12 protein-coding genes and 1 tRNA gene are annotated in these 21,016 nt (G+C 66.7%); 5 read left to right on the plus strand and 8 right to left on the minus strand.

Annotated elements, in window-relative coordinates; all coding sequences use genetic code 11:
* Positions 1-20: 20 nt before the first annotated feature.
* The 3 genes from ABZW74_RS10750 to ABZW74_RS10760 are packed head-to-tail and all read left to right on the plus strand — an operon-like array spanning position 21 to position 4,201.
* A complete protein-coding gene (locus ABZW74_RS10750; protein ID WP_240861662.1) occupies positions 21-1,496 on the plus strand; it encodes an FAD-dependent oxidoreductase in 1,476 nt (491 codons plus the stop codon).
* A 16-nt stretch (positions 1,497-1,512) separates the two neighbouring features.
* On the plus strand, positions 1,513-2,166 hold the full coding sequence (locus ABZW74_RS10755) for a TetR family transcriptional regulator (protein ID WP_240861664.1): 654 nt from the start codon (positions 1,513-1,515) through the stop codon (positions 2,164-2,166).
* On the plus strand, positions 2,150-4,201 hold the full coding sequence (locus ABZW74_RS10760; protein WP_240861667.1) for a neutral/alkaline ceramidase: 2,052 nt from the start codon (positions 2,150-2,152) through the stop codon (positions 4,199-4,201). The genes ABZW74_RS10755 and ABZW74_RS10760 overlap by 17 nt, the downstream gene beginning before the upstream one ends.
* 94 nt (positions 4,202-4,295) lie before the next feature.
* On the opposite strand, the gene ABZW74_RS10765 is transcribed toward ABZW74_RS10760, so the two are convergent.
* The 6 genes from ABZW74_RS10765 to ABZW74_RS10790 form a co-directional block, all read right to left on the minus strand.
* Positions 4,296-5,801, minus strand: coding sequence for a DUF4185 domain-containing protein (locus ABZW74_RS10765; RefSeq protein ID WP_240861669.1), 1,506 nt, complete (start codon positions 5,799-5,801; stop codon positions 4,296-4,298).
* A gap of 61 nt (positions 5,802-5,862) precedes the next feature.
* Positions 5,863-7,011 carry an acyl-CoA dehydrogenase family protein gene (locus tag ABZW74_RS10770; RefSeq protein ID WP_355276139.1) on the minus strand — a complete coding sequence of 383 codons (1,149 nt, stop codon included), beginning with the start codon at positions 7,009-7,011 and terminating at the stop codon, positions 5,863-5,865.
* A 185-nt stretch (positions 7,012-7,196) separates the two neighbouring features.
* Positions 7,197-8,414, minus strand: coding sequence for an Ig-like domain-containing protein (locus ABZW74_RS10775; RefSeq protein ID WP_355276141.1), 1,218 nt, complete (start codon positions 8,412-8,414; stop codon positions 7,197-7,199).
* Positions 8,415-8,625: 211 nt separating this feature from the next.
* A tRNA-Lys gene (locus tag ABZW74_RS10780) sits at positions 8,626-8,698 on the minus strand.
* 65 nt (positions 8,699-8,763) lie between these two features.
* Positions 8,764-9,918, minus strand: a complete 1,155-nt coding sequence (locus ABZW74_RS10785; RefSeq protein WP_308221080.1) for an Ig-like domain-containing protein — start codon at positions 9,916-9,918, stop codon at positions 8,764-8,766.
* Between the two features lie 50 nt (positions 9,919-9,968).
* Positions 9,969-10,193: a DUF3618 domain-containing protein gene (locus ABZW74_RS10790; protein WP_240861677.1), complete on the minus strand. Its 225-nt coding sequence runs from the start codon at positions 10,191-10,193 to the stop codon at positions 9,969-9,971.
* A 271-nt stretch (positions 10,194-10,464) separates the two neighbouring features.
* Between ABZW74_RS10790 and bcp the strand changes: the two genes are divergently transcribed.
* Positions 10,465-10,953: a thioredoxin-dependent thiol peroxidase gene (gene bcp, locus ABZW74_RS10795; RefSeq protein WP_240861679.1), complete on the plus strand. Its 489-nt coding sequence runs from the start codon at positions 10,465-10,467 to the stop codon at positions 10,951-10,953.
* An 80-nt stretch (positions 10,954-11,033) separates the two neighbouring features.
* Complete coding sequence (locus ABZW74_RS10800; protein WP_240861681.1) at positions 11,034-11,654, plus strand: TetR family transcriptional regulator; 621 nt, start codon at positions 11,034-11,036, stop codon at positions 11,652-11,654.
* An 845-nt stretch (positions 11,655-12,499) separates the two neighbouring features.
* On the opposite strand, the gene ABZW74_RS10805 is transcribed toward ABZW74_RS10800, so the two are convergent.
* Together ABZW74_RS10805 and ABZW74_RS10810 are read right to left on the minus strand one after the other, a co-directional pair.
* Complete coding sequence (locus ABZW74_RS10805; protein WP_240861684.1) at positions 12,500-12,892, minus strand: holo-ACP synthase; 393 nt, start codon at positions 12,890-12,892, stop codon at positions 12,500-12,502.
* The coding region (locus ABZW74_RS10810) for a fatty acid synthase subunit beta domain-containing protein (protein ID WP_355276144.1) at positions 12,889-21,016 on the minus strand (8,128 nt) is incomplete at its 5' end. The genes ABZW74_RS10810 and ABZW74_RS10805, both read right to left, overlap by 4 nt.

Below are 21,016 nucleotides of genomic sequence, written 5' to 3' on the forward strand. Positions count from 1 at the left end.
CGTCGACGAACGGGGGTTTCATGAGTAGCAATGTGTCGCGCCGCCAGTTCCTTGCCGGCAGCGCTGCGGTAGCGGGGACCACGGCGGGAGTGCTCGCGCTCGGGCATCACCCGGCCAACGCGGCACCCCGCGACGGCGTGGTCGACGCGATCGTCGTCGGTGCCGGCCTCTCGGGCCTGGCCGCAGCCAAGACACTCAGCGAGGGCGGCGCGTCGGTCGTCGTCCTGGAGGCACGCGATCGGCCGGGCGGCCGCGTCCACAACATCAAGTCGCCTCGACTCGGCGCCACGCTCGACGCAGGTGCGGAATTCATCGGACCGACGCAGAACCACATCGCCGCCCTCGCGCGCGAGTACGACGTCCGCACCCTGCGCACCTACAACGTCGGCGACAGCATCTTCTTCAATGACGGACGCGCACAACGCATGTCCGCAGCGGTGCCGCTTCCCCTCGTTCCGGACATCGGGGAGGCAGGGCCGGCACTCGCGCGGGCGTCGGCCGATGCCCTGGCCGGATTCCCGGTCGGCGAACCGTGGAAACACCCGAACGCCCGCCACCTCGATTCGCTCACCTGGAAGCAGTACACCGACCAGATGGTCAGCACGCAGACCGCTCGCGACCTGATGCAGGTCGCGATGTCGGCGCCGCTGTCCGTCCGTCCCGACGAGGTCTCGGCTCTGTACTTCCTCAACTACATCGCGGCCTCCGGCGACGAGAACAATCCCGGCACCCTGATTCGCCTCCTGAGCACCGATGGCGGCGCGCAGGAGAAACTCTTCGAGGGTGGTGCCGCGCTCATCCCGTTGCGCATGGCCAAGGCACTCGGTCGTCGCATGGTCTACAACGCACCGGTCCGCACGATCGCGACCTCGGGCGGCATCGCGACCGTCACCAGCGACGCGGGCACCTTCCGCGGACGGAAGGTCATCGTCGCGATGTCGCCGGCCATCAGCGACCAGATCGATTACCGCCCAGGTCTTCCCGCGTCCCGCGTGGGATTGACACGCGGCTACCACATGGGTGCGGTGAGCAAGTTCGCGGCGCTGTATCGGCGACCGTTCTGGCGCGAGAAGGGCCTGTCCGGCCAGGTATATGGCGACGGCCGACCGATCGACGTCACGTTCGAGAGCTATGCCGAGGACCGGCACATCCTCATGGGGTTCATCTCCGCGGATGCGATGCGTCGCCTCGACCGTGCACCCGCGCACCAGATCGTACGCGAGTGCATCGGGAACTTCGTCGACTACTTCGGTCCGGAGGCACGCGACTTCATCGACTACGGCATCTTCAAATGGGATCTCGAGCCCTGGTCTCGTGGTGGTCCGGTCGCGGTGAGTTCACCGGGTACCCTCACCCGATTCGGGCCGGCGCTGCGCGCTCCGGTGGGCCCCATCCACTGGGCAGGGACCGAGACCGCCGACTATTGGACCGGATACATGGACGGTGCCGTTCGTTCCGGCAAGCGCGCGGCCCGCGAAGTTCTCGGGGCCCTGTGACCGGAGGACACCAGCAATGAGAATGCCCGTCGAGACCCGACGAGAACTGTTGCTGGACTCTGCCTTTCACGTCATCGCTCGTAACGGCGTCGACGGCGCAACGACGCGTGCAATCTGCGCCGAAGCGGGTGTCACGCTCTCCACCTTCCACTACGTCTTCGACTCGCGCGAGGCATTGCTCGCCGCGCTCGTGCACCGCGGCATCGAGATGGAACTCGAGGCGATGGCATCTGCACTCGGGCAGGGCGCAACCGTCGGGTCGCGTGGGCGACGCGGCGTCGGGCTGATGTTGAGTGGCGCGCTAACGGCCTATATCGACGGTGTGGAAGCCGATCCCGATCGCGAGCAGGCGATGATCGCGCTCAATCAGTACGCGCGCCAGACCGACGGCCTTCGTGCGTTCGGGGCCCAGATGTATCACTCGTACTACGACGCCATCGCGAACGGCCTCGCGGCGGCCGCAGCAATGGCGGGCGTGACGTGGGACCGTCCGGTACGCGAGCTCTCCCCACTGGTGGTTGCCGCCACGGACGGAATCACGCTCGCCTACCTCAACATTCGCGACCGTTCGGTCTGCGACACGATCGCAATGGCGACCACATCACTGTTGATGACACACATCGTCGACGAGGTCGACTCAGGGGGAGATCTACATGGACATCAGCCGTAGAAAACTACTTCAGACCACAGCTGCGTCCGCAGTCGGGGGCGGTGTCGCGCTGGCCGTGGGAACCACAGTCAGCGCGACACCGAGCGGGGCCACACCCGCTCGCGAGGACAGCACGAACTATCTGGTCGGGTGCGGAATCGCCGACATGACCGGCGCCATCGCCGGTCAGGGAATGATGGGCTATTCCGACGCCAATCAGGTCGCCGAGGGGCTGCTCCAACGCTGTTGGGCCCGGGCCTACATCGTCGTCGACCAGTCCACCGGCGAACGCATCGTCTTCCTCACCGCCGACATCGCGTGCCTGTTCCAGTCCCATCACATGGGCCTGATGCCCAAGTTGCGCAAGCGATTCGGCGCGCTGTACACCGAACGAAACGTCAACCTCAATGCGACGCACACCCATGCGTCCTGTGGCGGGACGGCCTGGGACTACGCCTACTCGCTGGCCGCCTACGGGTTCAAGAAGAACTCCTACCAAGCCGAACTCGACGGACTGTTCAACGCGATCGTGCGCGCGCACGAGAACCTCGCGCCCGGCTCCATCGGCCTCGGTCGGTCCGAACTGCACAACGCGAGCGCCAACCGGTCCAAGGTCGCCTTCGACCTCAATCCCCGCGCCGACCGTCGCCACTTCCCGCATGCCATCGACCCCGCCGTCACGGTCCTGCGATTCCGCCAGGGCGCCAAGGACGTCGGAGCGATCACCTGGTTCTCCACCCACGGCACGTCACTGACCGACAAGAATCACTTGATCGCCGGCGACAACAAGGGGTATGCCAGTTATCGCTGGGAGCGCGACGAACCCGGCATCGTCGCAGCGTTCCCACAGACCAACTCGGGCGACATGACGCCCAACCTCAAACTGAGAAAGATGCGTCCGAGCGGGCCCACCGACGACAACCGCCTCAACTGCGCGATCATCGGCGAACGCCAGTATCAAGCGGGCCGTGTCGCGTTCGCCGGAGCGCAGGGTATGCGACGCGGCGGCGTCGATTCGGCGGTGCGCTACGTCGACATGTCGGCAGTCAGCATCAATCCGGCATTCACCCCGGAAGGGCGGCCGGCACGCACCACGCCGGCGATGATGGGCGCCGCCGCTGCCGCGACAAGCACCGAGGACAACTACTACTCGCAGCTGGGATTTCTGAAAGAGGGTGTCACCAATCCGCTCGTGACAGCTTTCGGCGGTGACAAGCACCCACCGATCGCCCCGTGGATGCGCGACATGCAGGCACCCAAGCTGACGCTGTTCCCCCTCGGTCTGCTTCCGCCGTCTCCGTGGATTCCACACGTGGTGCCGCTGCAGATCATGCGCATCGGTGAACTCGTCCTGGTCGCGATTCCCGCCGAGGTGACCATCGTCGCCGGTCTGCGACTACGACGAGTCGTCGCCGACGCTCTGCACGTGGACATCGATGACGTTCTGATCCAAGGCTATTCGAATGCCTACACCCAGTACGTGACCACGCCGGAGGAGTACGACGCCCAGCAGTACGAGGGCGGCGAAACCCAGTACGGCCGGTGGACCCTGTCGGCCTACATGCAAGAGTTCGCCCGTCTCGCCGCGGCCATGGCGTCCGGCCGCACCCTGGGCCGCGGACCCGCGCCGCTGGACAAGGCGGGACTGCAGCCCGACCTTCTGCCTGCGGTACCGCCGGATCGTCCGATTCCCGGACACCGCTACGGCGACGTTCTCACGCAGCCCCGAAATCGATACCGGCCAGGCCAATTGGTGTCGGCCGAGTTCGTCGGAGCTCATCCCAACAACGATTTCCGGCATGGCCGAACATATCTCGAGATCCAACGGCGCGACGGTCTGCGCTGGCAGGTCGTCGCCGACGACAACGACTGGTCCACCGAATTCCATTGGTCGAGGCCGGCGGGCTCGTCGGACACCTCCAAGGTGCGTATCACCTGGAAGAGCCCGGCCGAGGTTTCGGGAACCTACCGCGTGCGCTACTTCGGAAACAGCAAAGACGCGCAGGGAAAGATCCACGAATTCAGTGGCGTGTCAAGAGAGTTCCGCGTCGGCTGACCACCGCATCCCGTTGAGCGTGCGTCCCAAATCGTTGACTGGGCATTTCGACGCACGGTCAACGAATTTCGACGCACGGTCAACGAGGTGGAGATCAGTACACGCGCGCCCGCATGAGCGACACGTTGTACTGCGCCCATGTCGACATGGTGAAGTACAGATCGTTGCCGCGCGACCACGGGTGCAGGAATCCGCCGTAGAGCTGGGCGTAGCGCTGGGAATGCACCAGCTCTGTCGGCTCCGACCACAGCCCCTGCGGCGCACGCGCCTTGCGCAGGACTATGGAGCCGCGAAGCGCGTCGAGGTAGCTCAGCTGCCACCGCTGGGTCTCGTCGTCGAAGCGTGCCGACAACTCACCGGCGACACCGAAGAACAGCACCGACGCGACGTTCCCGTTGCGGGCGGGCACCCAGCGGCCGTCGCGCCAATACTGGTATGCGGTCTTGTTCAGAACGTCCGACTTGAGCACCCGCGCGAGACCGACCGATCCGATCCGCGAGTTGGGCGTGCCGAACATGTAGACGTAGTCGCCGTGCGGAACCATCGAGGAGACCTGGAACTGGCTTGTCCCGAAGATGTTGTCCCACCGCGCATATCGATCCTTGACCCAGGTGGACCCGCCATCGTCGGAGTAGGCCAGCCCGCCGTAGTTGGTGAGCCACACCCCGGGAAGCGGTGCCCACCACCGCACCGACATGTAACTCATGTACTGGCGGTCACCGATGGCGAACCCGGACGTGGGGATCGTCGTCATCTCGTAGTAGTTGATGTGGCGCGAATCGAGCACCTGTACGGCATGGCATCGGCTGTCCTGCACCATCGTGTCGATCGACATACCGTCGGCGAGATGGGTGTCGGAGGAGAATCCGAGCACGTTGCTCCGCCAGTCTCCGCCGTTCGCGCCCGGCGGCTTGAAGCCCTTGCCGAACGTGTCGCCGAACACGATCGCGACCTGCCCCGGCTTGGACTCCCACATGATGCCGAGATCGGTGCCCTGGATCTGCCAGCGCTTGTCCGTGCGACTCGTCGAGCCCTTGCCGGTGAGCGTGGAGACGAAATTCACCCGTGTCACCCGCGGCGGGGTCGGTTTCGGGGCCACCGGTCCGGCTTCGAATCCGGGCGCCTTGGCCGGTGGTGGTGGCGGGAAGGTCGGCGGATTCGGGTTGGGTACGGGAATCGGGATGTTGATCGGGCGCGGGTCGAGCGTGATCTTCGGGAACTCGATACTCAGCGCCGGCCCATTGGGCTTGGGCTTCTTCGGATCGGTGATGTCAGGGCACGGATCCGAACACGGATCGTGCGGCGGCAGCTGCGAGGGAATCCGCACCGGCTTCACCTGCGGCGCCGGCTCCGGGACCGGGAGAATCCGCGGGTACGGAAGCGGTATACCGATGCGGTCGGGCAGTTTGGGGATGAGGCTGCGCGGATCGAACGGACCACCCTTGGGCTTGGGCGGCAGATCGTTCTCACATCCGGAGCTCGGTAGTTGCCGTTCGGGTGCGCCCGACGCCTGGCTTGCACCGACCACCGACGCCGTACCCGCGACCAGCATCGCGGCGCAGATCGGCGCAAGACCGCGGTACACCCAATCGCCGGCCATCGGTCCCCTCCTCGTGATCGCGCACCGCACGCGATCACGAGGAATCTATCATCGCAGCCGCTCAGAGCGTGCGAGCGATGATCTCCTTCATGATCTCGTTGGTACCGGCGTAGATCTTCTGCACGCGGCCGTCGGCCCACATGCGAGAGATCGGGTATTCGTTCATGTAGCCGTATCCACCGAACAGCTGAAGACACTCGTCGGCCACCACCATCGCCCGGTCGCTGGTCCACCACTTCGCCATCGCGACGGTCGGGATGTCGAGCTTGCCCTCGAGGTGCTTGGTGATGCAGTCGTCGACGAACACACGTGCAATGCGGGTCTCGGTAGCTGCCTCGGCAAGTTTGAACTTGGTGTTCTGGAACCCGAAGATGGGGCGACCGAACGCGGTGCGCTCCTTGGTGTAGGTGATCGTCTGGGCAACTGCGGTTTCCATGCCGGCGACGGAGGCGACCGCGATGATGAGCCGTTCCTGCGGGAGTTGCTGCATCAGCTGGACGAATCCCTGGCCCTCCTGCCCATCGGCGGACAACAGGTTCGACACCGGCACCCGCACACCGTCGAAGAAGAGTTCCGAGGTGTCCTGCCCGCGCTGCCCCACCTTGTCGAGCACGCGGCCACGCCGGAATCCCTCACGGTCGGCTTCGACGAGGACCAGCGAGATCCCCTTCGCGCCCTCGGCGGTGTCGGTCTTGGCCACGACGATGATGAGGTCGGCCTGTCCCCCGTTGGTGATGAACGTCTTGGAGCCGTCGATCACGTACTCGTCGCCCTGACGGATCGCCTTGGTCTTGACGTTCTGCAGGTCCGACCCGGTGCCGGGCTCGGTCATCGCAATCGCACCGACCACCTCGCCGCTGGCCATCTTCGGCAGCCAGGTCTTCTTCTGCTCTTCGGTGCCGTATGCGAGCAGGTAGTGCGCGATGATCCCGTTGTGCAGGCTTCCGCCCCACGATGAATCGACGATCCGGGCCTGCTCCTCGATCAACACCGCCTCGTGCGCGAAGGTCCCGCCGCCACCGCCGTACTCCTCGGGGATCGACATACAGAGCAGCCCGAGTTCGCCTGCCTTGTTCCACAGGTCCCGGTCGACGTGATGCTGCTCGATGAACTTCCCGATGTTCGGCTTGATCTCCTTCTCGCAGAAGCTGCGGGCAAGATCACGCAGAGCAGTCAGGTCGTCGGTTTCCCAGGAAGAGCGATCAGCCATGGTTGTACACCCTCATCGTCGGCGTTATTGTCAGCCGCGATCGTAACAGTGATGAGTGGCAGAGTTGCACCGGGCGCCGGGAGCGGGCCGACCCACCCGCCGACGACAGAGACCTCACCTGCAGTCACGGACCGTCGGCAATCCCGACGGTCTCTGACCAGAAGTGAGGTCTCTGTGTGGAGAAATCAGCCGTTGGCGTTACCGGCCTTCCATTCGGCCCACTTGATGTTCCAGTCACCCAGGCCATCCGTCCCGGGCAGGGTGCCGCCGGTGGTGTTCTTCACCAGCACCGGATCACCCTTGAGGGTGTTGTTCATGATCCACAGTGCGTTGTCGGGGCTCAGATTGAGGCAGCCGTGGCTGGTGTTGGTATTGCCCTGCGCCCACACCGACCACGGAGCCGAGTGGAAGAAGATGCCGCTGTAGGACATCCGGGTCGCGTAGTCCACGGGCGTGCGATAGCCGTTCGACGAGTTCACCGGCACACCGTAGGTGGACGAATCCATGATGATGTTGTCGTGCTTGTCGGCGACCAGATACCAGCCGTTGTCGGTCTCGTCGCCGGGCTTACCCATCGAGGTGGGCATCGTCTTGACGACCCGACCGTCGCGCCTGACGACGACCTGCTTGTTGTTGTCGTCGGCGGTGATGATCATCGACCGGCCGATGGTGAACTGACGCTTGACGTTCTGCTGCCCGAACAGTCCGTTGCCGAGGTCGATGCCCTCGGTGTTCACCGCGACCGTCACCTTGGTGCCCGGCTTCCAGAAGTGCTGCGGACGCCAGCGAACCTCGGTGTCGCTGATCCAGTAGAACGCGCCGTCGACGGGCGGATTTGCGGTGACCTTGATGGCACGCTGCGCGGCCATCCGGTCCGGGATCGGCTCGTCGAACTTCACGGAGACCGGCTGACCGATGCCGACCACCCGATCCTCTGCGGTCGGCGTCACGTATGCCTGCGTCAGGTTGCTCGGTGCGCTGGTCGTGAAGGACACCTGCTTGGTGCTGGCGCCGCCCACGCCGGTCGCGTTGGCCTGCAGGGTGTAGGTCCGGTTGAAGCCGAGCACCTCGCCACTGACCCACTCGGTGCGATCCGCGCTGAACTCGCCACGCACCGGCTGGCCGTTGGACTTCTTGATGACCACATTCGTCAGCGTGCCCTCGCTGGAGCGAACGGTGATCGGTGCGCCCGGCTGGATGCCCACGGACTTGTCACCGAGCGGCTTGTCGGCAATCCCGCTGAATGCCAGCCCGGGTACGAGCATGTCCCCGAGCAGACTCGAGCTCGACACGTCGTCGGAGTATGAGGGGTCCTTGGTTGTGCATGACGTCAACAGGGCCACCACTGCGAGCAGCACTCCACTGACCACCAGCGACGTCCGCCGGCTTCGACCGATCCCCATCGTTTACCAACCTGTCTCTACCGACCCGGTGCCCACCCGGAGTCGCCCTGCCAACTGACAAAAACGGCCACCAGCGCCGCTCTCGCACCGATTGTACGAGAAACCCCGGACATCCGAATTGTCCGAGTCGGCCATTCGTCCGATGCGCCGTGTGGGGTACGGCACAGACGCGACAAGACGCCCCGAAATCTTGGGGCGTCTTGTCATGGAGTGCGCCATCAGGGACTCGAACCCCGAACCCGCTGATTAAGAGTCAGCTGCTCTGCCAATTGAGCTAATGGCGCGTGCCGTTGCGAGATGGAACCTTACATGCCCGCGTCGCAGAAGTGAAATCGCCTGCTACGACCGGTCAGCTCGCGTTCCCGCGTTTCCACACCGACCACGGGACGTTCCAGTCACCGAGTCCGTCGTCGCCCGGAAGCGGCGGCCCGACAGTGTTTTTCGCGATCACGATGTCACCCCGGAGCGCGTGGTTCAGGAACCATTCGGCGTTGTCGGGACTGACGTTGAGGCATCCGTTGCTGACGTCCGAGTTGCCCTGGTCACCGAGCGACCACGGCGCCGAGTGAACGTAGATGCCGCTGAAGGAGATACGGGTCGCGTCGTAGACCACCTCACGGTAGCCACCCGGCGAACTGACCGGGACACCGTAGGTCGAGGAGTCCATGATCACGCTCGGGTCCCGTTCGGCGACGATGTAGATGCCGTTGTTGGTGGGCGTCGAGTCCTTGCCCATCGAGGTCGGCATCGTCTTGACGACCTTGTTGTTGACGTACACCGTGATGATCTTGGTCTTGTCGTCGGCGATCGCCACAAAGCGCCGGCCTACCTTGAACGAGGTGTTGAGGTCGTTGCTGCCGAACACACCGCCGCCCAGGTCGATTCCCTTGAGCCGTGCCGAGACCCGCACCTTGGTTCCGGGCGCCCAGAAATGCTCCGGCCGCCACCGCAGCATGCTGTCGTTGACCCAGTAGAACGCACCGTCGACAGGTGGGTTGGTGGTCACCGAGATGGCACGCTGCGCGTTGAGTTTGTTGGTCACCGGGGTATCGAAGTTGATCACCACCGGCTGGCCGACGCCGACGTTCTCACCGTCGCCGGTGATCGTGGACACCGATGCGAAGGAATCGGCCGACGCGGTGCTGAATTTCACCTGCCGGGCGCCATCGCCTTCGACGCCTCTGGCAGCCGCGGTCAGCGTGTACCGAGCGCCGTAGTCGAGTGCCTCGTCGGTGACCCAGTCGATGCCGTTGGGCGCGATGCGGCCGTCGACCTTGCCGTTGGGCCCGGAAACCACGACGGAGGTCAGATTGCCGAAGTGTGGCGTGACCGTGATTCGCGCTCCCGGCATCACGCCGACCGCTTCGTCCTTCATCGGACGCTGCCCCCAACCGGTGACCGAGATGGTCGGATGGCCCAAGGTGGACGCGGCCGGCGCATCGGTGATCGCGTCGGAATACGTGGGATCGCTTGAGCATCCAGACAATACGGACACCAGAGCGATGATGGAGGCTGCGGCGGTCGCGCCGCGGACGGAGCGGCGACGACCGGCGCTCAACTGACGACTACCTTGCGGATCACGAGGACGAGCACGAGTGCGCCGACACCGGCGAGCGTGTACTTGACCGCGGGGCGATTGAGAGTGGCCAAGGCGGTGGTCTTGGCGTCGTCGGCCAGCCGCTGAGGACTTGTCCGCTCGGCCAGCGCGTCCAGGGTGCTGGCCAGGTCTTCGCGAGCCTTCGCGATTTCCTGCTCGATACGTTCGGTATCCCCGGCCACGCGGCCCTCCCGGCAGTGTCTCGACGTCCATGACTGTGGCCGTCGGCGCCGGACAACCCGGCCGCACGAACGACAACGCTTAGATGCTACGGCATCGATCGGCGCGTTGCGCTCGCCCGTGCCGTGTAATCCCCCGTCGCTACGCTCGCCCCGTGCAATCCCCCGTCGCTACGCTCGCCCCGTGCAATCCCCCGTCGCTACGCTCGCCCCGTGCAATCCCCCGTCGCTACGCTCGCCCCGTGTGGCGCTGGTCATCGACTAGCCTGGCCTCATGTCTGCTAGCACCCAAACGGGGAACAACCGGCTGGCCGTGGGCGACAAGGCACCGGCATTCACCTTGCCCGACGCGCAAGAGTCGCCGGTCTCCCTCTCCGACTACGCCGGTCGCAAGGTCATCGTGTACTTCTATCCCGCCGCGTCGACGCCGGGGTGCACCAAGCAGGCGTGTGATTTTCGCGACAACCTCGCCGAACTGGAGGGTTCCGGCATCGCCGTCATCGGCATCTCCCCCGACAAGCCAACGAAACTGCAGAAATTCGTCGACGCCGAGGGTCTGACCTTCCCGTTGCTGAGCGACCCGGACAAGAAGGTCCTCGCCGAGTGGGGCGCGTTCGGCGAGAAGAAGATGTACGGCAAGACAGTCACCGGTGTGATCCGTTCGACCTTCCTGGTCGACGAGGACGGCATCATCGCGCTGGCCCAGTACAACGTTCGGGCAACCGGCCACGTCGCAAAACTCCGGCGCGATCTGTCGGTGTAGACGGCCCCGACATGTCCGAGTTGTCCGCCTCCAAGGTCTCTCGCAAGAGGTCTGTTCACCGAGAGTCCGGACTCAGGGAAATGCCGCAGCCACTAACGCCCCGCAAGCGGCCCACGCAGGAACGCAGCAAACGCAAGTTCGAGGCGATGCTGGTGGCCGCCCGAGATCTACTCATCGACGTGGGTTTCGAATCGCTCACCTGCGAGGAGATCGCGACGCGCGCCGAGGTTCCGATCGGCACTCTCTATCAGTACTTCGCGAACAAGTACGTGATCGTGTGCGAGCTCGACCGGCAGGACACCGTCGACGTGCGTGAGGAGCTGACCGCCTTCTCCACCGAAGTGCCCTCACTCGAGTGGCCGAGTCTGCTGGAGAAGTTCCTCGACCACCTCGCCGCCCTCTGGCGGACCGATCCGTCGCGTCGCGCCGTGTGGCTCGCCGTGCAATCCACTCCGGCCACCCGGGCAACCGCCTCGCTGAACGAACGTGTCCTCGCCGAGCAAGTGGCACGCATCATCGCCCCACTCACCCCGTCGCAGCGCGAACGCCGCGAAATGATGTCGCAGGTTCTGGTGCACACCGCCTATTCGCTGCTCAGCTTCTCGGTCCAAGACGGTCACGACCACGACGAGACGGTCGCCGAACTCAAGCGCATGCTCGCCGGCTACCTCTTACTCGAGGAATCCACCAGCGACGCTTGATGTTCGACGCGAAGTAACCCCGTCGGATATCTCTACGCCTCAACCCGACCACGTGCACTGTGCACGTGGCCAGCCTCCCAGGTACAGATTTCCGCAGGTCGCCGCGGTGGTCACCCAGTTCGTCGGATCAGCGATCCACCCGTCGCCCGCGGCGGCGCTCATGGAAGCGGGAAGAACGTGGCCACCCATGCGGCTGGGAGCTTCCGCGTGCCAACACCGCGACAACCGGTGCCGAGTTGGAGAACGCGAGTGCTGCAGCACTCGCGTTCTCCAACTCAACTCGAGTTCTCGCCGCTCGACCAGGGGCGTGACCAGACACAAGCCCAAGCCGCACCCGACCCGCTCGGTGATGCGCCCTGGGTGCCCTCAGGCCACACCCTGTGCCGAATCGGCTCACCTGTGTGCTGCAGCACACAGATTCTCCAACAGGACACAGAGTGTCCCGGAGCGCCTCCGCTGCATGCTGCATTTCCCCAGTTCAGCGCGGTGGTCACCTAACTCTTCGAGTCAGCGACCCACCCGCCGCCTGCGGCGGCGATCGTGGAGGCGGGAAGAGGGCTATGGAGCGCGACGCGGCGACGATGATCCACGAAAAATAGGGGAAGAAACTCGTCCCCTACCCCTGGAGTCCTCCCCGCGAATTTTCTCGCGGACGACTCAACAAGCAGGGGCAGAAAGTAGGGGAAGAACCTTCCCCTACTTTCAGTGGTCCGGTGGCTCGCTGACGTGGCCCGTTCGCCTGCCCTTCGAGGCATCCCTCGGCCGGCGCCTCGGGCACCTCAGAGAGCGGTGGGGTGGTGCACGCTTACGCGCAGGTCAGAGCGCTAGCCACCGAACTCTTCGGATCAGTTGCCCTCGAGGATCGCCACCGCGGCGGCGGTGTCGCCGTCGTGGGTCAACGACACGTGCACAGTGGCTTCGGCTAACAGTTCGCCGATCTCGCCGCCGAGGCGGATCGCCGGCCGTCCCCAGTTGTCGGTGACCACCTCGATGTCGCTGTGCCGGATGAGCGGCAACAGCGGCGAGCGCGAGAAGCGGCTCACCGACCACGCCTTCACGACGGCCTCCTTGGCCGCCCACCGGGCCGCGAGATGGCGTGCATCGTCACCGGTTCCGGCGGAGGAGTCCCGACGCTCACCGACCGTGAACCGGTCGGCGAACGTCGTGCCGGGCTGTTTCAGTTGCTCGCCGAACTCCGGGATCGACACGATGTCGATCCCGACTCCCAACACGCTCACCGGACGTTGCCGTAGGTGTCGGCCGCGTCGAGGCGGACTGCCGGATCGAGCAGCAGGCCGGCCTCGGCGTCGTGCTCGTCGACAGCCTCGTCGAACCGGCGGTTGGCAGGCCGACGATAAGCCGGCTCTCCCCCACACATCGACTCCAGGAAGCGCTGGTTGCCCAGGCGGAGCCGGTCGGCGGCACGGCGGCGGTACTCGTCGCGGTCGGCCTCGTCGAGGGTGGCGACAAACGCCTCCGGATGCACGACGGCGATGAGACCCGACACGTGACCGAAGCCGAGGCTGGTCAGCAGACCGGCCTTGAGCGGGAACCGCTCACCGAGGTGCAGCGTCTCACGCGCCCACACCAGGTGCGGGTACTCCTGCATCTTGTCGTCGACGCAATCGAGGCTGCGGTTCGGCGGGATGACGCCGTCGCGGAGCACCTGGCACAGGCCGATCAGCTGGAAGGCCGCGGCGCCGCCCTTGGCGTGACCGGTCAGCGACTTCTGCGACACCACGAACAGCGGTGCCCCATCACCCCGACCGATCGCCTCGGCCAGCCGCTCGTGCAGCTCGGACTCGTTGGGATCGTTTGCCCGCGTGGATGTGTCGTGCTTGGACACCACCGCGACGTCGTCGGCGCTGACGCCCAGCGAATTCAGCGCGTTGGCCAAGGGCGAGCTCTGCGCGCCACGAGCGGCACCCAGCGCACCGAGACCCGGTGCCGGGATGGAGGTGTGGACACCGTCGCCGAAGCTCTGGGCCCAGGCCACCACACCGAGGACCGGCAGGCCCATCTGTGCGGCCACGTCGCCACGAGCCAGCAGAATCGTTCCGCCACCGGCGGATTCGACGAAGCCGCCGCGTCGGCGATCGTTGGCCCGGGAGAACCGGCGATCGTCGATCCCGCGCGCCGACATCTTGGCCGACTCCGCGGTTGCGGACATGTCGCCGAATCCGACGATCCCCTCGATGCCGAGATCGTCGAAGCCACCGGCGACCGCGAACAGCGCCTTGCCCAGACGGATCTTGTCGGTGCCCTCCTCGACCGACACCGCCGCGGTCGCACAAGCGGCGACCGGGTGGATCATCGCGCCGTAGCTACCGACATACGACTGGACGACATGCGCCGCAACGATATTCGGCAGGGCTTCCTGCAGGATGTCGTTGGCCTTCGCCTCACCGAGCAAGGTGTTGATGTACAGCTCGCGCATGGAGGTCATGCCGCCCATGCCGGTGCCCTGCGTGTTGGCCACGAGACCGGGGTGCACCCAGCGCATCAGTTCACTCGGCGTGAAGCCCGACGACAGGAAGGCGTCGACCGTCGCCACCAGATTCCACAGCGCGACCCGGTCGATGGATTCCGCCATGTCCGGCGTCACGCCCCAGCGGGTGGGGTCGAAGCCGGTCGGGATCTGACCGCCGACCGTGCGGCTGAGCGCGAACTGACGGGGAACGCGGATCTCGGTGCCGGCCAGGCGGGTGACCTGCCAGTCGCCGGAGTCGGCGTTCTGCGCCACTCGCGTCTTCTCGGGATTCGCCGACGCGAACGCACGCGCCTCGGCCTCCGAGTTCACCGTGAAGGTCAGGTCCTCGTCGAGGAACACCGAGGTCAGCAGCGGCGAGGTGTTGTCGACCATCGCGCCCTCGTCGGCGTAGCGACGGATGCCGCAACGGGCGACGACCTCGTCGTGGTAGCGCTCGGCGATCTCGCTCTCCGGCACCGGGTCACCCGACTCGGTGTCGTACCAACCCGGCTTGGGTGCGGTGTCCCAGTGCACCAGCCCGGTGTTCCAGGCGAGCTCGAGAACGCCTGCCGCCGAGAGCTTCTCGTCGACCTCCATCTCGAAGCGGGTGCGTGCCGAACCGTACGGTCCGAGCTCACCCGCACCGACGATGACAACCAGATCCTCCGGTCGCGCATCCAGCGTCGGCCACTGCGGCCGCATACCCTCTGGCGCACGTGCGGGTGCCGGTAGCGCAGCCACGGTCACGACCTCGTCGGCGTCGGCCTCCTCGTCGGTGTCCGCGGCGTCGGCCGCGACCGCGGCCAGCGCCTTGAGATCGATCGTCGCCGGGTCCAGGCCGCCGGTGAAGTCGGCCAGGATCGCAGCCGACCGCGCCTGCTCCTTCTTCTCCGGAGTGCACAGGCCGAGCAACTCGCCGGCCATCTCCTCGGTGCTCCAGGTGCGCACACCTGCTGCTTCGACTGCGGTGACCATCCCGTCGTTGTGTCCCATCAGACCGGTGCCGCGCACCCACCCGATGAGGGCGTGCGCGAGCGTGGTCTTGGCGCCCCACGACTCTTCGGCCGACCAGCGCTGCACCAGAGCGTCGAGCGCGGCCTTGGACTCGCCGTACGCGCCGTCACCGCCGAACATGCCGCGGTTGGGCGAACCCGGGAGCACGACGTGCAGTCGGGCGGCGATGTCGTGGTCAGAGTGCAGATCGCTCAGTCCGGCGATCATCCGCTCGACCGACCAGAGCAGGACCTTCATCTCCAGTTCGGCCCGGCCACCGGCGTCGGTCAGATCACCGGCGACCCGAGGTGCCGCGAACGGGAAGAGCAGCGTCGGCTTCATCGCCGGCTTCACCACTGCCGTTGTGCCGCCGAGGTTCTCGGTCTGCTCGGCACCGATCCACTCGACGAGGTCGTCGACGTCGGTGTAGGACGCCATGTTCGCCGGGGCGACCCACAGCGCCGCGCCACAGCGAGCGTTCTCCCGGTAGAGCTTCTTGTAGAAGCCGAGCCGGTCAGAGTCCAGCCGCGAGGTGGTGGCGATCACCGTCGCACCACCGGCGAGCAGACCCGCGACCACACCGGCCGCGATCGAGTTCTTGGACGCACCGGTCACCACCGCGAGTTCACCCGCGAAGGCTCCGACGCCCGAGCTCTCGGCGGCCGTGGCGATCGCCTCGAAGGTCCGTGCGTGCACGCCGTTGCCGTTGGCCAGCGCCTTGCCCTGCCACCAGGTGGCATGCTGCGCGACCGTGTGGCCCGCGCCTTCGAACCGATTGACGACTCGCTCGAAATCGACGTCGAGGTCCAGCTCGTCGGTGAGCCAGATCCGAACCAGATCCTCTCGGCTGGTGGCCCAACGATCGTCGACGAGAACAACTTTCGCCTCGTCGAAGGCCGGCGCGACGGTGCGCGCCCAATCCGAGCCGAGCTCTGCGCTGACGCGCTGCGCGACCACCGCGTTCTCGTCCTCGACCGCCTCGGCGGTATCGGTCACCTCGGCCAGCCCCAACTTCTCGAGCACCGTGTAGGCGGCCGACGCGAGAGCCCCCGAACGGCCGGTGATCTGCTCGGTGAACTCACCGAGCGCGGCCGCGTCGACCGTTGCACCGCCACCGCTTTCGGCGGCGGGCAGGCTGACCGAGATGCCCTTGGTGGCACCGACCGCGGCAACCGCCCGGTCGATCAGACCGTCCAGTGCATCCGGGCTCGTCAGCGGACCGTCGAGCAGGTTGCCCAGGTCCTCGCCGCGCACGCTGGCACCGTCACGGGTGCCCAGCGCGAGTGCGACGGTGGTGTGCAAGGCCCAACCGGGCCCGAGCTGCCAGGTGTTGGTGACGCGATCGGTGATGTAGTTCTGCCGCTTGCCCACTGGCCCGAGCACCTTGCGGACCTGGTCGGAGACAGCATCGGTCAGCACCGAACCCAGCGGGCGGTAGCCGCGGGCCAGCGTCGACACCGTGGACGAGAGCGCGACCATGTCGGCCTCGGCAGCGCCGTCGATGGCACCGAGTCCGAGTTCGCCACCGATGTCGAGCAGCAACTGGTTGCGGCGCGACGACACTCCGTCACACAGCGCCTCGATGGTGTCGGCCGAACCGATCTGGTCGACGCGCATCTTGGTCCACAGCGCGATCACCGACTTCACCGCGTCGGCGGGGCCGAAGGTGATGTCGTCGGGGCGAGGTCCGCCGGCGGGTGCGGCCGGAGCGGCGGGTGCGGCCGGAGCCGCGGGGGCCGACTCGACCGGCGCAGACGCCTCGGCTGCAGGGGCCTCATCGGCGTCGTCCTCGTCGTCGGGCTCCGAGCCGGCGTCCTTGGCCAGGATGACGTCGCTGTCGCGTTCGACGTTGACCACCTCGGTGGTCGCCGCGGCATAGTCGTCGAGCTTGAGCGTGTTCGACGCCAGGCCGGCCAGCGTCGGGGCGCCCTTGAGACCGATCTCGACAAAGCGCTGCACCGCGAGGCCGCTGCGCTCGGGACCGGCGAACAGCAGTTCCTGGGTTTCGATCCACCGCACCGGGCTGGCGAACTGCCAGGCCAGGAGCTCGATCAACACCACGCGGACAAGCTGACTCGGCTTGTCGGCCCAGCTGTCCCAGTCGGCGAGAACCGCGTCGAGCGGATCCGAGGGAACCAGGGCGGCGATCTCCTCGATGTAGGAGCGATCCAGATTGAACAGGCGCGGAACCAGGTTCGGGATGTAGCGACCGACCAGGATGTCGGGATCGATGTGCTCGGGCAGGAGACCCTCGAGCTTCGAACGGAACTCCGGCACACCCGCACGCAGCACCGTCGAGTGGAACGGGACGTCGATGCCGGGCACCAGGATGAACGAGCGCTTGCCGCCGAATTCGGCACGGCGACGGTCGATCTCGGCCTCGAGATGTTCGAGACCACGGACCGTGCCGGCGATCGCGTACTGCGAGCCCAGCAGATTCAGGTTCACGACCTCGAGGAATTCGCCGATCTCGGCGCCGATGCCCGCGACGAAGTCGGTGACCTCGTCGTCGGCCAGACCGAACTGGCTCGGGCGGATCGCCGCCATCCGATAGTCGCTGCGTCCCAGCTCATCTCGCGGAACCAGATGGTGCATCGCCTCGCCACGCTGGAACACGACCTCCAGGACGGCCTCCAGCGGGAGCACGCCGGCACATGCCGCCAGCGCGTTGTACTCGCCCACCGAGTGGCCGCAGGTGATCGCACCCTCGACGAAGCCACCGGCCTCCTTGAGTTCGGCGATCTGTGCGACACCCAGGGTCGCCATCGCGACCTGCGTGAACTGGGTCAGGTAGAGCACGCCGTCGGGGTGGTTGTAGGTGGTTCCATTGGCCACCAGGGTGGTCGGGTTGTCGCGGACCACCGCGAGGATCGAGAACCCGAGTGCCTGGCGGGTGTGCTTGTCGGCGCGGTCCCAGATCTTGCGGGCCGCCTTCGAGCGGGACCGGGCGTCGAGGCCCATCCCCTTGCTCTGGATGCCCTGACCCGGGAAGGCGTACACGGTCGTCGGCGCGGCCAGCAGACCGGTCGCACTCATGACCAGGTCGTCGCCCACCTTGCAGCTGACCTCCACGACCTCGCGGCCATGGTCGAGGCCGACGCGATCGACCCGGACGGTGATGACGTCACCGGTGCGGACCATGCCCAGGTAGCGCGCAGTCCAGCCGATCAGCGGCCGCGGCGACGGGATCGGATTCTTGGCGTCGGTCGCGGTGACGACCTGCTGTGCAGCCGCCGACAGCCACATGCCGTGCACGATCGGCTCGCCGAGGCCGGCCAGCTTGGCGGCCGAGGCGTCGGTGTGGATCGGGTTACGGTCGCCCGACACCACGGCAAAGCCGTGCATCCGGGCAGGTGCGGTGATCTTGGCCTGCCGCAACAGCTTCCGCGTCGCCGACTGCTCGTCGGAGAGGGCACCGCCGGCACGCGCGGGATCGGTCAATTCGTCAGCGCCCAGGCGTCCGCGGATGGCGAAGCGCTCCTCGAGGGTCGCGATCGGACCGGCCGGGCCCGCGACATTCACCGACACCTCGACAACGCGGCCGACCTCGGTGTCGTGCACGGCGCCGGTACGCGCGGTGATCGTCAGTTCGGCCGGTTCGGCCGGGATTGCTCCGATGAGCGCAACGGCGTGGTCGAGGTGCACCAGGTCGAGCAGCCCCTCGACGACGGGGTCGCCGGATTCGGTACGCGCGGCACCGATCACACTGAAGACGCTGGGCCAGGAGGCGCCGACCAGGGTGTCGGGCACAGCGAAGCCGCCGGGCTCGGTGGGGGTGGTCGGGCGGAGGTTCGCCGGCAGCGAGAAGCCGGTGACAGCCGCGTGGTCGGCGACCGAATCCGGCTGCCAGGCAACGGTGGTCACCGACGCGCCATCGGCGACGTCGGCGAGGCCGCCACCCGCGGCGACGGCGAGGATCTCGCGCATCGCACCGGACGCCTCGTCCAGTCCGACGAGCGGGTTGCCGCCGTCGAGCAGTGCCGGCGAGACATGGAGCGGGATGCGGACGGATGCCTGCGAGATCGGCACCACCAAGTCGAATCGGTTCTCGTCGACTCGCTCGAGGACCGAACCGGAGGGTGCGTGCTCGGCACGATCACCGCTCACCACCGACCAGCTGTCGCGATCCCCCAGCAGCACAACAGGGTTCGGCACGATTCGACCGGCCCAGTCGACGTCGTCGGCCTCGATGACGGCGCTCAGGGAACCGGCGGACTCCACGAGTCCGGCGCGCTTGCGCGCATCCACGCCGACCGGCGATACGCCGATGGCACTCAAATCGGCCACGACCTGCGCCTCGAAGCGGTCGAGCAGTTCGCCGACCGGCTCGTCGACCCGGGTGATACCGGCCACCGCGACCGGGCCGGGGATGATGCAGACGGCGTCGGCGCCGTAGCGGGGATCGTGTGCCTGCCACAGGGAGTCGCTGCGCCACCAACGACGAACGTCCTTGTCGATGACGGGAACGAAGTTCACCGGCTTGCCGGGGGTGCGGCACAGTTCGAGGAAGAACGCCACGTCGGCCGGGTGCAGGATGTCGGTGTCGATCGACGGGTACACACTGCCCAGCGCGTCGATCGCTGCATGCGGATCGTCGGAGGAGGAAGGCTCGGCGAACATCGTCGGGATCTCGCCGGTGTCTTGCGGATTCATCCGCGCCTCGGTGCGCTGCAGCATGTCGATGAACCGCTGCTGCCAGGTGATGTCGGCCCAGGGCAGACGGTCGGCAGACGCGTCGCCGACGGCGAGTTGGGCGTAGCGGTCGAGCCATGCGCGGTAGGTCATGTCGGGCACGTCGCCGAAGTAGGGCTTGGCGGTGTCGACCATCGCGGCGATGATCTCGTCACGTCGCTGCGCGACCGCATCGGCGTCCCCGGCGACCTCGTCGAGCAGCCGGCCGCACTGCGAGGCCGTGTTGTCGACCTCGTGGATGTCGGCACCGAGTTGCGAACGGCCCGAAGCCATTCCAGCGTTCGCGCGGCCGGCACCGATCCAGGCGTCGCAGCCCTCGGTGTCGACGAGCAGCTGCTTGACCTCGGGCGTGGTGGTCGCCTCGAGCGTCGCCATGGCCGCGGTTCCGATCAGGATGCCGTCCATCGGCATCGTCGGATACCCGTAGGCCTTCGACCACTCACCGGTCAGGTATTCGCTGGCCCGCTCCGGGGTTCCGATACCGCCGCCGACACAGACGACGACGTTGGGGCGCGCACGAAGTTCGCCGTAAGTGGCGAGCAGCAGGTCGTCGAGGTCCTCCCACGAGTGGTGGCCGCCCGCGCGTCCACCCTCGATCTGCACGATGACCGGGTGGTGCGGAACTTCGGCGGCGATCCGCACGACCGAGCGGATCTGCTCGACGGTGCCGGGCTTGAACGCCACGAAACGCAGTCCCGCCTCGACGAATTCGTCGACGAGCGCCACGGCGTCCTCGAGTTCGGGGATACCGGCAGAGACGATCACACCGTCGATCGGTGCGCCCTGCGCGCGGGCCTTCTGCACCAGACGCTTGCCGCCGAGCTGCAGTTTCCACAGGTACGGGTCGAGGAACAGCGCGTTGAACTGTGCTTCGCGGCCGGGCTCGAGGAGATCGGTCAGCTTGGCGATGTTGCGGCTGAAGATGTCCTCGGTGACCTGGCCACCACCGGCGAGTTCGGCCCAGTGGCCGGCATTGGCCGCTGCGGCGACGATTGCCGGGTCGACCGTGGTCGGCGTCATGCCCGCCAGCAGCATCGGCGAACGGCCGGTGAGTCGGGTGAATGCGGTCTCGACCACCTTGCGGCCGTCGGGCAGCTCGGCGAGGGTCGGCGCGAAGGAGGTCCAGGGCGCGGCGACCTCGGGAACACCGCCGGGGCCGAACAGGTTGCGCTGGCCGACGCGCAGCGCGGCCGGCTCCAGGCCGACG

This window comes from Gordonia sp. NPDC003585 (assembly GCF_040610755.1).
In the GTDB taxonomy this organism is placed as follows: domain Bacteria; phylum Actinomycetota; class Actinomycetes; order Mycobacteriales; family Mycobacteriaceae; genus Gordonia.

Bases quoted from the DNA above. Each gene is read 5' to 3' on its own strand.
- bcp (WP_240861679.1), top strand. From the start codon at position 10,465: ATGTCTGCTAGCACCCAAACGGGGAACAACCGGCTGGCCGTGGGCGAC.
- ABZW74_RS10755 (WP_240861664.1), top strand. From the start codon at position 1,513: ATGAGAATGCCCGTCGAGACCCGACGAGAACTGTTGCTGGACTCTGCC.
- ABZW74_RS10750 (WP_240861662.1), top strand. From the start codon at position 21: ATGAGTAGCAATGTGTCGCGCCGCCAGTTCCTTGCCGGCAGCGCTGCG.
- ABZW74_RS10800 (WP_240861681.1), top strand. From the start codon at position 11,034: ATGCCGCAGCCACTAACGCCCCGCAAGCGGCCCACGCAGGAACGCAGC.
- ABZW74_RS10765 (WP_240861669.1), bottom strand. From the start codon at position 5,801: ATGGCCGGCGATTGGGTGTACCGCGGTCTTGCGCCGATCTGCGCCGCG.
- ABZW74_RS10775 (WP_355276141.1), bottom strand. From the start codon at position 8,414: ATGGGGATCGGTCGAAGCCGGCGGACGTCGCTGGTGGTCAGTGGAGTG.
- ABZW74_RS10770 (WP_355276139.1), bottom strand. From the start codon at position 7,011: ATGGCTGATCGCTCTTCCTGGGAAACCGACGACCTGACTGCTCTGCGT.
- ABZW74_RS10760 (WP_240861667.1), top strand. From the start codon at position 2,150: ATGGACATCAGCCGTAGAAAACTACTTCAGACCACAGCTGCGTCCGCA.